Origin of the sequence: Citrobacter sp. Cpo040 (genome assembly GCF_030332915.1) — a bacterium.
Taxonomy (GTDB): Bacteria; Pseudomonadota; Gammaproteobacteria; order Enterobacterales; family Enterobacteriaceae; genus Citrobacter; species Citrobacter portucalensis.
In genome coordinates this window covers 1,361,628-1,376,178 of the sequence record NZ_JAOWGX010000034.1, presented here as the reverse complement: position 1 = coordinate 1,376,178, position 14,551 = coordinate 1,361,628, and the positions used below count along the sequence as shown (strand labels likewise).

Sequence of the window (14,551 nt, the reverse complement as noted above, 5' to 3'; positions counted from 1 at the left end):
TTTAAACTGCGGGCTGTTATTACTTGTCCGGGTTGTGTGCATGGAACTTTTACTTCTTGTCTGGCGGCAGTATCGCTGGCCATTTATCAGCGTGATGGCGCTCAGCCTCGCCAGCGCCGCGTTGGGGATTGGGCTGATTGCGTTTATCAACCAGCGCTTGATCGAAACGGTCGACACCACGCTGATGGTGCTACCGGAGTTTCTTGGCCTGCTGCTGTTGTTGATGGTTGTCACCCTCGGTTCTCAGCTGGCGTTGACCACGCTGGGTCACCACTTTGTCTACCGCCTGCGTAGCGAATTTATCAAACGAATTCTGGATACTCACGTCGAGCGTATTGAACAGCTTGGCAGCGCCTCGTTGCTGGCCGGTTTAACCAGTGATATCCGCAACATCACCATCGCCTTTGTTCGTCTGCCTGAGCTGGTGCAGGGGATTATCCTGACCATAGGATCGGCGGCGTATCTGGCGATGCTGTCGACCAAAATGCTACTGGTAACGGCAATCTGGATGGCAATCACCATCTGGGGCGGATTTGTGCTGGTGGCGCGGGTGTATAAACACATGGCCACCTTGCGCGAAACTGAAGACAAGTTGTACAACGATTATCAGACGGTGCTGGAAGGGCGCAAAGAGCTGACGCTTAACCGCGAGCGCGCCGAGCATATCTTTAATCAGATGTACGTCCCGGATGCCAAAGAGTATCGCCACCATATTATCCGTGCCGATACCTTCCACCTGAGCGCGGTTAACTGGTCGAACATTATGATGCTGGGTGCCATTGGCCTGGTGTTCTGGATGGCTAACAGTCTGGGATGGGCTGATACCGCCGTGGCAGCGACCTATTCTCTGACGCTGTTATTCCTGCGAACACCGTTGCTCTCTGCCGTTGGCGCGCTGCCGACGCTGCTTACCGCGCAGGTGGCGTTCAACAAGCTGAATAAATTCGCACTGGCACCTTTTAAGGCCGAATTCCCACGCCCAGCCGCGTTTCCCAACTGGCAAACGCTGGAGCTGCGCAACGTGGTTTTCCACTATCAGGATAATGCGTTTTCCGTAGGGCCGGTGAATCTGACGATTCATCGCGGTGAACTGATCTTTCTGATTGGCGGTAACGGTAGCGGAAAATCTACGCTGGCGATGTTACTGACCGGTCTATACCAGCCGCAGTCAGGCGAAATATTGCTTGATGGTAAGGCCGTTGCCGTTGAAAAACCAGAAGACTACCGCAAGCTATTCTCCGCCGTGTTTACCGACGTCTGGCTGTTCGACAAACTGCTGGGGCCGGAAGGTAAAGAGGCTAATCCGCAACTGGTCGCGAAGTGGCTGGAACATCTGAAGATGGGTCATAAGCTGGAGCTGAGCGATGGTCGTATCCTCAATCTGAAGCTGTCGAAAGGGCAGAAGAAACGCGTGGCGCTGCTGCTGGCCCTGGCGGAGGAGCGCGACATCATTCTGCTGGATGAATGGGCTGCCGATCAGGATCCCCATTTCCGCCGGGAGTTCTATCAGGTGCTATTGCCTTTGATGCAGGAAATGGGGAAAACCATTTTCGCCATCAGCCACGACGATCACTATTTTATTCACGCCGATCGTCTACTGGAAATGCGTAACGGACAGTTGAGTGAACTGTTGGGCGATGAACGTGACGCCGCCTCGCGCGACGCGGTGGCTCGCACAGCCTGATCCTTCGTGCCGCCGGTTTTTTAGCCACCCGACGGCACTGTTTATTGTTATTTACATAAATCGGCATCATGATTAATGATATTTCATATCATGGATTTATGATTAATGTCTGTAATAAACAAAAACAGCGCCAGACTGCGTGATGAAGAGCGTGCGCGCCTCATCTGGCTGCTGACCACTGATAAAGCCATTATATCAACGCTGTTGGGCAAGCTTACCCTGGCTGAGCAATATGACGTCGGTACGTTAGCCGACGATATTGCTGAGGTAGGGGCGCTGGTGGCCCACCTGCCACCGCCAGACCTGGCCGATACCCTCGAAGCTTTGCCCTCTGAAGAGCGCCACGCCCTGTGGCGACTGGTCGAAAATGAAAAGCGCGGTAACGTCTTGCTTGAGGCGTCTGAAAACGTCTGGGACGACCTGATCGATGAGATGAGCGACCGCGAGCTGCTGGATGCGCTGCAATATCTCGATATCGATGAACAGATTTACCTGGTGCAGCATTTGCCTCGTAACCTTACCGGTCGTCTGCTGGCGACGTTACCGGCAGAGGAGCGGACGCGCGTCCGCCAGGTGCTGCACTACGAGAAAAATAGCGTCGGCGCGATCATGGAGTTCGAGGTCATCACCGTGCGTCCGGACGTGACGCTGGAAGTGGTGCAACGCTACCTGCGGCGGCTGGGGAAAATGCCGGAGAATACCGATAAACTTTTCGTGACCGATCGCAATAAAGTGCTGGTTGGCGAACTGACGCTAACCTGCATTTTACTCAATGATGTGCAGCGAAAAGTCAGCGAGGTGATGGAAGATGACCCGCTCACCTTTTCTCCTGAAGATATCGCCGAAAACGCTGCGCGTACCTTCGAACGCGACAACCTGGTCAGCGCCGCGGTGGTTGACCCTTCCGGTAAACTGATGGGCCGTTTAACCATCGATGAGATCGTCGACGTTGTCTATGAAGAAACCGATACCGATCTGCGTCGAATGGGGGGCTTAAGCGCCGAAGAGGACGTGTTTGCGCCTGTTACCAAAGCGGTAAAAACCCGCTGGGCGTGGTTGGCCGTTAACCTCTGTACCGCCTTTATCGCCTCGCGGGTGATCGACGGTTTTGAACATACGATTTCGCAACTGGTGGCGCTGGCCTCGTTGATGCCGATTGTGGCGGGTATCGGCGGCAATACCGGGAATCAAACTATCACTATGATCGTCCGCGCGCTGGCGCTGCAAAATATTCAGCCGGGGAACCTGACGTTTCTCATCCTGCGCGAGATGGGCGTGGCGCTAATCAACGGCCTCGTGTGGGGCGGGATTATGGGCGGCATTACCTGGTGGCTGTACGATGATATGGCGCTCGGTGGTGTGATGACTCTGGCGATGATGCTCAATCTGCTGATGGCGGCGTTGATGGGGGTTATCATTCCGATGACGATGGTGAAGCTCGGGCGCGACCCGGCGGTCGGCTCGAGCGTCATGATAACCGCTATCACTGATACTGGTGGTTTCTTTATTTTTCTCGGTCTGGCAACGCTGTTTCTGATGTAGTCGCCCGTTTGCGTCTGACGATACGCGGTAGAATAAGCATCGTCATCACCCCGGCAACCACGCCAATCGCCAGGTTGCCGGTAGAAACCGTGGCAGCGACGGTCACCAGCATCACCAGCGTTTCAGTGACGGGTAGTTTCGTCAGCGTGGCGGGCTGGATGCTGTGCCAACTGAAGGTTTTCACCGCCACAATCACCATAATACCTGCCAGCACCGACATGGGTATTTCTGCCATAACTTCGCTTAACCCTGTGACTAACAGGAGTAATACCAGTCCGGCGGCAACCGTCGAGACGCGGCTGCGTCCTTTGCCCATCTCGACGTTAACGATGGTTTGACCAATCATCGCGCACCCGGCGATGCCGCCATAAAATCCGGCCAGAATATTGGCTATCCCCAGCCCGGCACTCTCGCGATTTTTATTCGACGGCGTCACCGTCAGGTCATCCACCAGACGGGCGGTTAACAACGACTCCATCAAACCAACAAAAGCGATACTCAGCGCGCAGGGCCAGATAATCGCCAGCGTGTGCAGGTTGAGCGGAGCCAACAACTGGGTGAAACCCGGCAGTCCGCCGCTCATTGAACCTTCGTCACCGACGGTCGGTAACAGTTGCCCGCTGGTGACAGTGAACACGGTTAGCAGCACGATGGCGATAAGCGGTGCGGGGATTGCTTTAATAAACCGCGGAACCCACAGCACAATCAGCAGCGTCAGGACAAACAGCCCCCAGATGAGCGGGCTTTTGCCCCAGAAATGCGGGACCTGGGCAAAGAAAATCAATATCCCCAGCGCGTTAACAAAGCCGGTCATCACGGCCGTAGGGATGAATCGCATCAGACGTGCCATTCCCAATACACCAAACAGGATCTGAATCATCCCGGCCAGCACCACTGCAGGCAGGATGTATTGCACGCCGTGTTGATGCACCATCGGACCAATCACCAGCGCGACCGATCCTGCAGCGGCGGTAACCATTGCGGGACGACCGCCTAAAAAAGACATCGCCAGGCACAGTACGACGGAGGCTACCAGACTGACTTTAGGATCAACGCCTGCGATCACGGAAAACGAGATTACTTCCGGGATCAGCGCCAGGGCGGTTACCACACCGGCCAGCGTTTCGCGCACCAGCAGACGGGGTTGGCGGAGCACGGCGCGGGTCGTGTGTTCTGAGACTGTGGCAGAGGAATGTTGAGTTGCAGACATAGTTACACTCAGGTCAAAAATGGCCTGATACAGCAGACCGACAGGCATCCGTGCGGTGAATAGCAAAGCGCAGCATAGTACCCGTCAGATGGACCGGTTTCCAGAAATGATTGTCAATAACCGCATAAGCTATCAACGTATTAATAACATTTTTAAAAATTAAATATAATTTATAAACTTTATTTAATTATTTTTACTTAAGTGTTACCGTTGGTGCCGCTCGATTTTCACCTGCATTAAAAGCAAAAAAGCGATACTAAAAGTAAGGCATTAACATTATGAAAAAAGTGACTGCCATGCTCTTCACCATGGCCGTTGGGCTGAATGTTGTCTCGATGGCGGCAAAAGCGAAAGCGGCGGAAGAGCAGGAAACGGATGTACTGTTGATTGGCGGCGGCATCATGAGCGCCACGCTGGGAACCTATTTACAGGAGCTGGAGCCGCAATGGTCAATGACCATGGTTGAGCGACTGGATGGTGTAGCGCAGGAAAGCTCAAACGGCTGGAATAACGCCGGAACCGGCCACTCCGCACTGATGGAGCTGAACTACACGCCTAAAAAGGCCGACGGTAGCATCAGCATTGAAAAGGCAGTCGAAATTAACGAAGCCTTCCAGATTTCCCGCCAGTTTTGGGCCTATCAGGTCAATAATGGCGTAATGCATGAACCACGCTCGTTTATCACCACCGTTCCGCACATGAGTTTTGTCTGGGGTGACGAGAACGTGAACTTCCTGCGTGCCCGTTACACCGCACTGCAGCAGAGCACGCTGTTCCGTGGTATGCGCTATTCAGAAGACCACGCGCAGATCAAAGAGTGGGCGCCGCTGGTCATGGAAGGTCGCGATCCGCAGCAGAAAGTCGCGGCAACGCGTACCGAGATTGGTACTGACGTGAATTACGGCGAAATCACCCGCCAACTGATTACCTCATTGCAGAAAAAGCCCAACTTTGCGCTGCAGTTGAGCACCGAAGTGCGTGGCTTTAAGCGTAATGCCGATAATAGCTGGACTGTCACAGTCGCCGATCTGAAAAATAACGAAGCGGAACACGATATCAAGGCGAAGTTTGTCTTTATCGGTGCCGGTGGCGCTGCGCTGAAGCTGTTGCAGGAAACCGACATTCCGGAAGCGAAAGGCTATGCCGGATTCCCGGTGGGCGGGCAGTTCCTGGTTGCGGAAAACCCGGATGTGGTCAATCGCCACCTGGCGAAAGTGTACGGTCAGGCCTCCGTTGGCGCGCCGCCGATGTCTGTACCGCATATCGACACCCGTATCCTTGATGGCAAGCGCGTTGTGCTGTTTGGGCCATTCGCGACATTCTCCACCAAGTTCCTGAAGAATGGTTCATTGTGGGATCTGCTCAGCTCGACCACCACCTCAAACTTTATGCCGATGGTCAACGTGGGTCTGGATAACTTCGATCTGGTGAAATATCTGGTGAGCCAGGTGATGCTCAGCGACGACGACCGTTTTGCTGCGCTGCAAGAGTACTATCCGCAGGCGAAAAAAGAAGACTGGCGTTTATGGCAGGCTGGCCAGCGTGTGCAGATCATCAAAAGCGATGCGGAGAAGGGCGGCGTGCTGCGTCTGGGCACTGAAGTCGTCAGCGATAAAGAAGGCACGATTGCAGCGCTGCTGGGAGCTTCTCCGGGCGCATCAACCGCGGCACCGATCATGCTGCATCTGATGGAAAAAGTGTTTAAAGATAAAGTAGCCAGCCCCGAGTGGCAGGCGAAGCTGAAAACCATTATTCCGTCTTATGGTACTAAGCTGAACGGTAACGTTGAGGCTACGGAACAAGAGCTGCAGTACACCAGTGAGGTTCTGGGTCTGAAATATGACAAGCCGCAGGTTGCTGATGAAGCGCCGAAACCACAGCTGAAACCTCAGGCACAACCGCAGCCTGAACAGAAAGCCGTCGCGGATATCGCGCTGTAAAATAAAATGCCGGATGGCGCTGCTGCGCTTATCCGGCATTGTTTATGCGTCTGTAGGCCGGATAAGGCGGTACGCTGCCATCCGGCACATTCTCACTTAGCGCGCGACTGCGTCCTGAATTTTGTCTTCCGCTTTCCAGATACGGTATTTAACGTCCACGTTTTCCGGGGTATAGACCACAATCGGCAACTTGCTGTTGTAACGCAGCATGCCGTCATCACCCAGATGTGCAGTAATGAATTTCTTCTCTTTCTTACCGTCCGGGCAGGCCATCATGGTTGAAACCGGAGACGTAACTTTGTCAAAGACATAGTAGTCATATCCCCAACCCTCCAGCGTTTTGCTGTCCAGTTCTCCGCCCAGGCGGTGTTGGTTACAGTCAACTTCCAGCGTTTGTCCGATCAGCAGTTCTACTTTCAGAGTAGATTCATCTTTCTCAGGGGTAAGCTGGATAACCTGGCGCTTCATACCCTTTTCCGCCTTGGGATAAGGGGCGACTTTTTCCAGCGGCTGAGCGGCGGTATCGTTACTGGCAGCCCATGCAGAGGTGCTGGCAAAGGCGGCGAAAAGTACGGCAGGGACAATTGTCTTCATCTTATTGTTCACAGTGTTTCCTTTCTTCTGTCTTATGAACGAGTCTGTAGCAGGTTAACATATTTGGATAATCTATTAATCTGGATTTACTTATATTTAAAGTGTATTGGGTAGAATTTCGTTGCCATGGTAGCGATATATCCTAGGAATTATCCTAATATTGATATCTTTGTCTTTTTGAGTAATTCGTTATATACATTGTTATATAACTCATTGAAATGTGAGCAAAAGCGCATTTTTTCCCGCCAACTCAACACTCCTTTGATCCGGCAACAGCATTTACCCCAATTGGGGTATGCACCTCTAACACATCCTGAAATATCTTACGGCTAAAAATAACTACTCATAAATAGTGCAGTTTTTTATGTCGTTCAACCCGCCGAGGGAGGGCGTCATTATGGAAGGACAATGTCATGGTTGATTTATCCCGTCGAGGCATGTTGACAGGCAGTTGGCGAAACGCCAGCGCAGGGATTCGTCCGCCGTGGAGCAAGGAAGACTCTCACTTTCTGGCCCATTGCCTCCGTTGTGACGCCTGCATCCAGGCGTGCGAAACCGACATCCTGCAGCGAGGCCAGGGTGGTTACCCGAGCGTAAATTTCAAACACGGCGAGTGCAGCTTTTGCTATGCCTGCGCAGAAGCCTGTCCCGAATCACTTTTTCTTCCGCGCCACACCAGGGCATGGGATCTGAATTTTACGATTGGGGAAAACTGTCTCGCACATCAGTCCGTTGAATGTCACCGCTGTCAGGATAGCTGTGAGCCCATGGCAATAACCTTTCGCCCCACGCTTTCCGGCATTTATCAGCCGCAGCTCGACAATCAGGACTGTAACGGATGTGGCGCCTGTGTCGCTATCTGCCCGGTATCAGCCATTAACGCGGAGTACAACCATGGACAATAACTGGCAGGTCTGCAGCCTGGTCGTTCAGGCCAAAAGCCAGCATATCAACGATATCGCCACGCAGTTGCGTTCCTTTCCCGGTTGCGAAGTTGCACTCAGCGATGTGGAAAGTGGTCAGTTGATTGTGGTGGTGGAAGCTGAGCAAAGTGAAACGCTAATGAAAACAATTGAGTCAGTACGCAACGTTGCGGGCGTACTGGCGGTGTCGCTGGTTTATCACCAGCAGGATGAGCAAGGTGAGGAAACACCATGAAACTCAGTCGTCGTAGCTTTATGAAAGCTAACGCCGTTGCGGCCGCTGCGGCGGCTGCCGGGTTAAGCGTGCCGGGCGTTGCCCGCGCAGTAGTCGGTCAGCAAGAAGCCATCAAATGGGACAAAGCCCCGTGCCGTTTTTGCGGGACGGGCTGTGGCGTATTGGTCGGAACGCAGCAAGGGCGTGTTGTGGCATGCCAGGGCGATCCGGATGCGCCGGTTAACCGTGGGCTTAACTGCATCAAAGGTTACTTCCTGCCGAAAATCATGTACGGAAAAGACCGTTTAACGCAGCCGATGCTGCGCATGAAAGACGGCAAGTATCACAAAGAAGGCGAGTTCACCCCGATTAGCTGGGACCAGGCCTTTGACGTGATGGAAGAGAAATTCAAAACGTCGATGAAAGAGAAAGGCCCGGAGTCTATCGGTATGTTCGGCTCTGGCCAGTGGACGATTTGGGAAGGTTATGCCGCTGCCAAATTGTTTAAAGCGGGTTTCCGTTCCAATAACATCGACCCGAACGCACGTCACTGCATGGCCTCAGCGGTAGTCGGTTTTATGCGTACCTTCGGTATGGATGAACCGATGGGCTGCTATGACGATATCGAACATGCGGATGCCTTCGTCCTGTGGGGCGCGAATATGGCAGAGATGCACCCGATCCTGTGGTCGCGCATCACCAACCGTCGTCTGTCCGATCCTAATGTTAACGTCGCGGTTCTTTCCACCTTCCAGCACCGCAGCTTTGAGCTGGCGGATAACGGTATGGTCTTCACGCCGCAAACCGATCTGGTGATCCTCAACTACATCGCGAACTACATTATTCAAAACAATGCGATTAACCAGGATTTCTTTAGCAAGCACGTTAACCTGCGTAAAGGCGTGACGGACATCGGCTACGGTCTGCGTCCAACCCATCCGCTGGAAAAAGCGGCGAAAAACCCGGGATCCGATGCTTCTGAACCGATGAGCTTTGAGGATTACAAAGCCTTCGTTGCTGAGTACACGCTGGATAAAACCGCCGAAATGACCGGTGTGCCGAAAGATCAGCTGGAACAGCTGGCGCAGCTGTATGCCGATCCGAAGAAAAAAGTCATCTCCTACTGGACGATGGGCTTTAACCAGCACACCCGCGGCGTGTGGGCCAACAACCTGGTCTATAACCTGCACTTGCTGACTGGCAAAATCTCCCAGCCAGGCTGCGGCCCGTTCTCTCTGACCGGCCAGCCTTCAGCGTGCGGCACCGCGCGTGAAGTCGGTACGTTCTCCCACCGTCTGCCTGCGGACATGGTGGTAACGAACGAAAAACACCGCGATATCTGTGAGAAGCACTGGAATATTCCGTCAGGGACCATTCCGGCAAAAGTTGGTCTGCACGCCGTGGCGCAAGATCGCGCGCTGAAAGATGGCAAGCTCAACGTCTACTGGGCGATGTGTACTAACAACATGCAGGCCGGTCCGAACATCAACGAAGAGCGTATGCCGGGCTGGCGCGATCCGCGTAACTTCATCATCGTCTCCGATCCGTACCCGACGATCAGCGCCCTGTCGGCTGACCTGATCCTGCCGACCGCGATGTGGGTAGAGAAAGAAGGCGCCTACGGTAATGCGGAACGCCGTACACAGTTCTGGCGTCAGCAAATTAAAGCGCCGGGCGAATCGAAATCGGATCTGTGGCAACTGGTGCAATTCTCTCGTCGCTTCAAAACAGAAGAAGTATGGCCGGAAGAGCTGCTGGCACAAAAACCGGAACTGCGCGGTAAAACGCTGTATGACGTGCTGTTTGCTACGCCAGCAGTAACGAAATTCCCAGTGACTGAACTGGCTGAAGATCAACTAAACGATGAATCCCGCGAGCTGGGCTTCTATCTGCAAAAAGGCTTGTTCGAAGAGTACGCCTGGTTTGGCCGCGGTCACGGGCACGATCTTGCGCCATTTGACGATTACCACAAAGCGCGCGGTTTACGCTGGCCGGTCGTTGAGGGTAAAGAGACCCAGTGGCGCTACAGCGAAGGCAACGACCCTTACGTGAAAGCAGGTGAAAGCTACAAGTTCTACGGTAAACCGGACGGTAAAGCGGTTATCTTCGCGCTGCCATTTGAGCCTGCTGCTGAAGCGCCGGATAAAGAATATGACCTGTGGCTGTCTACCGGACGTGTGCTGGAACACTGGCATACTGGCAGTATGACGCGTCGTGTGCCTGAACTGCACCGTGCTTTCCCAGAAGCCGTGCTGTTTATCCACCCGCTGGATGCAAAAGCACGCGATCTGCGCCGTGGCGATAAGGTCAAAGTGATTTCCCGTCGTGGCGAAGTGATTTCGATTGTTGAAACACGCGGTCGTAACCGTCCGCCGCAGGGGCTGGTGTACATGCCGTTCTTCGATGCCGCACAGTTGGTGAACAACCTGACGCTGGATGCGACGGATCCGCTCTCCAAAGAGACGGATTTCAAGAAGTGCGCCGTGAAACTGGCGAAGGTGTAACGCGTTATGTCCCGGTCAGCAAAACCCCAAAATGGCCGCCGCCGCTTTCTGCGCGATATGGTTCGCGCAGCGGGCGGGCTGGCCGTCGTTGGCGTGGCGCTGGGGTTGCAACAACAAACCGCACGCGCAACCGGCGTGCGGTTGCGCCCGCCAGGTGCACTGAGCGAGGAGGCATTCGCCAGCGCCTGCGTACGTTGCGGTCAGTGCGTTCAGGCATGCCCGTATGACACGCTGAAGCTGGCAACGCTGGCCTCCGGGCTGGCGGCCGGTACGCCATATTTTGTCGCCCGTGATATTCCCTGCGAAATGTGTGAGGACATTCCGTGTGCCAAAGTCTGCCCGAGCGGCGCGTTGGACAGGGAAATTGAATCCATTGACGATTCGCGTATGGGGCTGGCGGTACTGCTGGATCACGAAAACTGCCTCAACTACCAAGGGTTACGCTGCGATGTGTGTTACCGCGAGTGCCCGAAAATCGATGAGGCTATCACCCTTGAGCTGGACCGCAACATGCGAACCGGCAAGCATGCGCGGTTTATTCCAACCGTCCATAGCGATGCCTGTACCGGCTGCGGGAAATGCGAAAAAGTCTGCGTACTGGAGCAGCCAGCAATAAAAGTGCTGCCGCTGTCGCTGGCAAAAGGGGAGTTAGGACACCATTACCGCTTCGGTTGGCTGGAGGGGAACAATGGCAAATCGTAAACGTGACGCTGGGCGTGAAGCGCAGGCAAAAAAAGGGTGGTGGAAGAGTCATCGCTGGCTGCTGCTGCGTCGTTTGAGTCAGTTTCTGATACTGGCGATGTTCCTCAGCGGCCCGTGGCTTGGCGTGTGGATCCTGCATGGCAACTACAGTAGCAGCCTGTTGCTGGACGCTATCCCATTCACCGATCCGCTGATTACTCTGCAAAGCCTGGCCAGCGGGCATCTGCCGGCGACGGTGGCGTTAACGGGAGCAGCTATCATCACGGTGCTGTATGCCCTGGCCGGTAAGCGGCTGTTTTGTAGCTGGGTTTGTCCCATGAACCCGGTTACCGATTTAGCCAGTTGGTTGCGCAGAAGGTTTGACCTGAATCAGTCCGCAACCCTGCCGCGCCATATACGGTACGTCCTGCTGGTGGTTATCCTGGTCGGTTCCGCCCTGACCGGTACGCTGTTGTGGGAGTGGATAAATCCAGTCTCTCTGCTTGGACGGAGCCTGGTAATGGGATTCGGTAGCGGAGCGTTGCTGATCCTCGCGCTGTTTTTATTTGATTTACTGGTCGTTGAGCATGGCTGGTGCGGGCATCTTTGCCCACTGGGTGCGCTGTATAGCGTGGTGGGAAGCAAAGGGGCATTAACCGTTTCGGCAAAAGAACGTAACAGATGTAACCGCTGTATGGATTGTTTTCATGTTTGCCCGGAACCGCATGTGCTACGTGCGCCGGTGCTGGATGAGCAAAGTCCGGTGCAGGTAACCAGCCGCGATTGCATGGCCTGCGGTCGCTGCGTGGATGTCTGTTCTGAGGATGTTTTTACAATAACAACACGATGGAGTTCGGGAGCGAAATCATGAAAAGCCATGACCTGATTAAGACGCTGTGTCAATGGACGGCCCTGCTTGCCCTGGTCGTCAGTGGGGCCGTTTGGGCTGCAAATGGAGTGGATCTGAGCCAGTCACCGGAAGTCTCAGGAACACAAGAAGGGGCGATTCGCATGCCGAAAGAGCAAGAGCGCATGCCGCTGAACTATGTGAATCAGCCGCCGATGATTCCGCATAGCGTTGAAGGGTATCAGGTGACGACTAACACTAACCGCTGCCTGCAATGCCACGGTGTGGAAAGCTATCGCACCACCGGTGCGCCGCGCATCAGTCCGACGCACTTTATGGACAGCGACGGCAAGGTATTGGCTGAAGTTGCGCCGCGTCGTTATTTCTGCCTGCAATGTCACGTTCCGCAGGCTGACGCCGCGCCGATTGTTGAAAATACCTTCACCCCCTCGAAAGGTTACGGGAAATAAGAGGTCATTATGGAAAATTCTAACCGTAAACCAGGCTGGATTAAGCGCGTCTGGCAATGGTGGCGTCGCCCCAGCCGTCTGGCACTCGGCACGCTGTTGTTAATCGGCTTTGTGGGCGGCATTATTTTCTGGGGCGGCTTTAATACCGGTATGGAAAAGGCCAATACAGAAGAGTTCTGCATTAGCTGTCACGAAATGCGCAATACGGTATACCAGGAATACATGGAAACCGTACACTACAACAACCGCAGTGGTGTGCGAGCGACTTGCCCTGATTGCCACGTCCCCCATGAGTGGGGCCCGAAAATGATCCGTAAGATCAAGGCCAGTAAAGAGCTGTACGCGAAAGCACTGGGGCTGATAGATACACCGCAGAAATTTGAAGACCATCGTCTGACGATGGCGCAAAATGAGTGGCGGCGTATGAAAGATAATAATTCGCAAGAGTGCCGAAACTGTCACAACTTCGAGTTTATGGATTTAACCGCCCAGAAAGGCGTTGCGGCCAAAATGCACGACCAGGCCGTGAAAGACGGGCAAACCTGTATTGACTGTCATAAAGGGATAGCGCACAAACTGCCTGATATGCGCGAAGTCAAACCGGGCTTTTAACAGGATGTAGATAACCAGGTATGCTTGAAGCCAGAGAATTACTTTGCGAGCGAGATGACAGAATACTGTTCAGCAATCTGTCATTTCGCGTCAACGCAGGGGAATGGGTACAAATTACCGGCAGCAACGGCGCAGGGAAAACCACTCTGCTGCGGTTGCTTACCGGGCTGGCGCGTCCCGATGCAGGGGAGGTTTGCTGGCAAGAGCAGCCGCTGCATTACGTGCGGGACAGCTACCATCAGCAACTGCTGTGGATCGGACATCAGCCGGGGATAAAAACCCGGCTTTCGGCGTTGGAGAACCTGCGTTTCTTCCATCATGACGGCGACATTGCACTGTGTCTGGCTGCGCTGGCGCAGGCGGGACTTGCCGGATATGAAGATATCCCGGTGAACCAGCTCTCCGCCGGACAACAGCGGCGTGTGGCGCTGGCCCGTTTGTGGCTGACCCGCGCCCGGCTGTGGATCCTCGATGAACCCTTTACCGCCATTGATGTGAACGGCGTTGAGCGACTGACTCAGCGTATGGCGCAGCATACGGAGCAGGGCGGTATTGTTATTCTCACCACCCACCAACCGCTCAATGTCGAAACCGATAAAGTGCGACGTATTGCGCTGACCAGCGAGAGGGCAACGCAATGATGTGGCGAATCTTCCGTTTAGAACTGCGAGTTGCGTTTCGTCATAGTGCGGAAATCGCCAATCCTTTATGGTTCTTCCTGATTGTTATTACGCTGTTCCCGCTGAGCATTGGGCCGGAGCCGCAGCTTCTGGCGCGCATTGCGCCGGGCATCATTTGGGTTGCGGCGCTGCTGGCGTCATTGCTGGCGCTGGAACGCCTGTTTCGTGATGATCTGCAGGACGGCAGCCTTGAGCAACTGATGCTGCTGCCGTTACCGCTACCGGCCGTGGTGCTGGCGAAAGTGATGGCGCACTGGGTCGTGACCGGCCTGCCGCTGTTGATCCTCTCGCCGCTAGTGGCGCTGCTGCTGGGCATGGATATGTACAGCTGGAAAATTATGGCGCTGACGTTGTTACTCGGAACGCCGACGCTGGGCTTCCTCGGTGCGCCGGGTGTGGGGCTGACGGTGGGCTTAAAGCGCGGCGGCGTGTTGCTAAGCGTGCTGGTGCTCCCGCTCACCATACCCTTACTGATTTTTGCAACCGCCGCGATGGATGCGGCTTCTATGCACTTACCGGTTGAAGGGTACATGGCAATTCTGGGCGCGTTGCTGGTCGGCAGCGCCACGTTAAGCCCGTTTGCCACAGCCGCGGCGTTACGGATAAGCGTGCAGTAACGAGAATTAGATGTGTAGGCCGGGCAAGGCGCT

Annotated in this window: 14 protein-coding genes; 12 read left to right on the top strand and 2 right to left on the bottom strand. The window is 54.4% G+C overall.

Annotation, left to right across the window (positions count from 1 at the left end; genetic code table 11):
- Window positions 1-40: 40 nt before the first annotated feature.
- Both OGX86_RS11385 and mgtE read left to right on the top strand, forming a co-directional pair.
- On the top strand, window positions 41-1,684 hold the full coding sequence (locus OGX86_RS11385; RefSeq protein ID WP_286640068.1) for a multidrug ABC transporter permease/ATP-binding protein: 1,644 nt from the start codon (window positions 41-43) through the stop codon (window positions 1,682-1,684).
- A gap of 105 nt (window positions 1,685-1,789) precedes the next feature.
- Window positions 1,790-3,226 carry a magnesium transporter gene (mgtE, locus tag OGX86_RS11380; RefSeq protein WP_008785304.1) on the top strand — a complete coding sequence of 479 codons (1,437 nt, stop codon included), beginning with the start codon at window positions 1,790-1,792 and terminating at the stop codon, window positions 3,224-3,226.
- On the opposite strand, the gene OGX86_RS11375 is transcribed toward mgtE, so the two are convergent.
- Window positions 3,189-4,436 carry a SulP family inorganic anion transporter gene (locus tag OGX86_RS11375; protein ID WP_286640066.1) on the bottom strand — a complete coding sequence of 416 codons (1,248 nt, stop codon included), beginning with the start codon at window positions 4,434-4,436 and terminating at the stop codon, window positions 3,189-3,191. The two genes, mgtE and OGX86_RS11375, sit on opposite strands and share 38 nt — an antisense overlap.
- 278 nt (window positions 4,437-4,714) lie before the next feature.
- Here OGX86_RS11375 and mqo point away from each other — a divergent pair, with 278 nt between their 5' ends.
- Window positions 4,715-6,376, top strand: coding sequence for a malate dehydrogenase (quinone) (gene mqo / locus OGX86_RS11370; protein WP_003834639.1), 1,662 nt, complete (start codon window positions 4,715-4,717; stop codon window positions 6,374-6,376).
- Window positions 6,377-6,472: 96 nt separating this feature from the next.
- On the opposite strand, the gene eco is transcribed toward mqo, so the two are convergent.
- The gene (eco, locus tag OGX86_RS11365) at window positions 6,473-6,970 is read right to left on the bottom strand and encodes a serine protease inhibitor ecotin (protein WP_048216405.1); all 498 of its coding nucleotides are present in this window, start codon (window positions 6,968-6,970) and stop codon (window positions 6,473-6,475) included.
- A 413-nt stretch (window positions 6,971-7,383) separates the two neighbouring features.
- Between eco and napF the strand changes: the two genes are divergently transcribed.
- From napF to ccmB, 9 genes are read left to right on the top strand one after another with little or no spacing between them, the layout of a single operon-like run.
- Window positions 7,384-7,875, top strand: a complete 492-nt coding sequence (gene napF / locus OGX86_RS11360) for a ferredoxin-type protein NapF (RefSeq protein ID WP_003027564.1) — start codon at window positions 7,384-7,386, stop codon at window positions 7,873-7,875.
- Entirely contained in the window at window positions 7,865-8,128 is a 264-nt protein-coding gene (gene napD / locus OGX86_RS11355; RefSeq protein ID WP_003027560.1) for a chaperone NapD, read from the top strand. The genes napF and napD overlap by 11 nt, the downstream gene beginning before the upstream one ends.
- A complete protein-coding gene (napA, locus tag OGX86_RS11350; RefSeq protein WP_008785300.1) occupies window positions 8,125-10,611 on the top strand; it encodes a nitrate reductase catalytic subunit NapA in 2,487 nt (828 codons plus the stop codon). The genes napD and napA overlap by 4 nt, the downstream gene beginning before the upstream one ends.
- A gap of 6 nt (window positions 10,612-10,617) precedes the next feature.
- Window positions 10,618-11,313, top strand: coding sequence for a ferredoxin-type protein NapG (gene napG, locus OGX86_RS11345; RefSeq protein ID WP_003834629.1), 696 nt, complete (start codon window positions 10,618-10,620; stop codon window positions 11,311-11,313).
- A complete protein-coding gene (gene napH, locus OGX86_RS11340) occupies window positions 11,300-12,163 on the top strand; it encodes a quinol dehydrogenase ferredoxin subunit NapH (protein WP_003027552.1) in 864 nt (287 codons plus the stop codon). The genes napG and napH overlap by 14 nt, the downstream gene beginning before the upstream one ends.
- A complete protein-coding gene (gene napB, locus OGX86_RS11335) occupies window positions 12,160-12,609 on the top strand; it encodes a nitrate reductase cytochrome c-type subunit (RefSeq protein ID WP_048215889.1) in 450 nt (149 codons plus the stop codon). Before napH ends, napB begins: the two co-directional genes overlap by 4 nt.
- Before the next feature lie 9 nt (window positions 12,610-12,618).
- Entirely contained in the window at window positions 12,619-13,221 is a 603-nt protein-coding gene (napC, locus tag OGX86_RS11330) for a cytochrome c-type protein NapC (RefSeq protein ID WP_003027548.1), read from the top strand.
- Window positions 13,222-13,241: 20 nt separating this feature from the next.
- Window positions 13,242-13,862: a cytochrome c biogenesis heme-transporting ATPase CcmA gene (ccmA, locus tag OGX86_RS11325; RefSeq protein ID WP_048224658.1), complete on the top strand. Its 621-nt coding sequence runs from the start codon at window positions 13,242-13,244 to the stop codon at window positions 13,860-13,862.
- Window positions 13,859-14,518, top strand: a complete 660-nt coding sequence (gene ccmB / locus OGX86_RS11320; RefSeq protein WP_048215891.1) for a heme exporter protein CcmB — start codon at window positions 13,859-13,861, stop codon at window positions 14,516-14,518. The genes ccmA and ccmB overlap by 4 nt, the downstream gene beginning before the upstream one ends.
- Window positions 14,519-14,551: the final 33 nt, after the last annotated feature.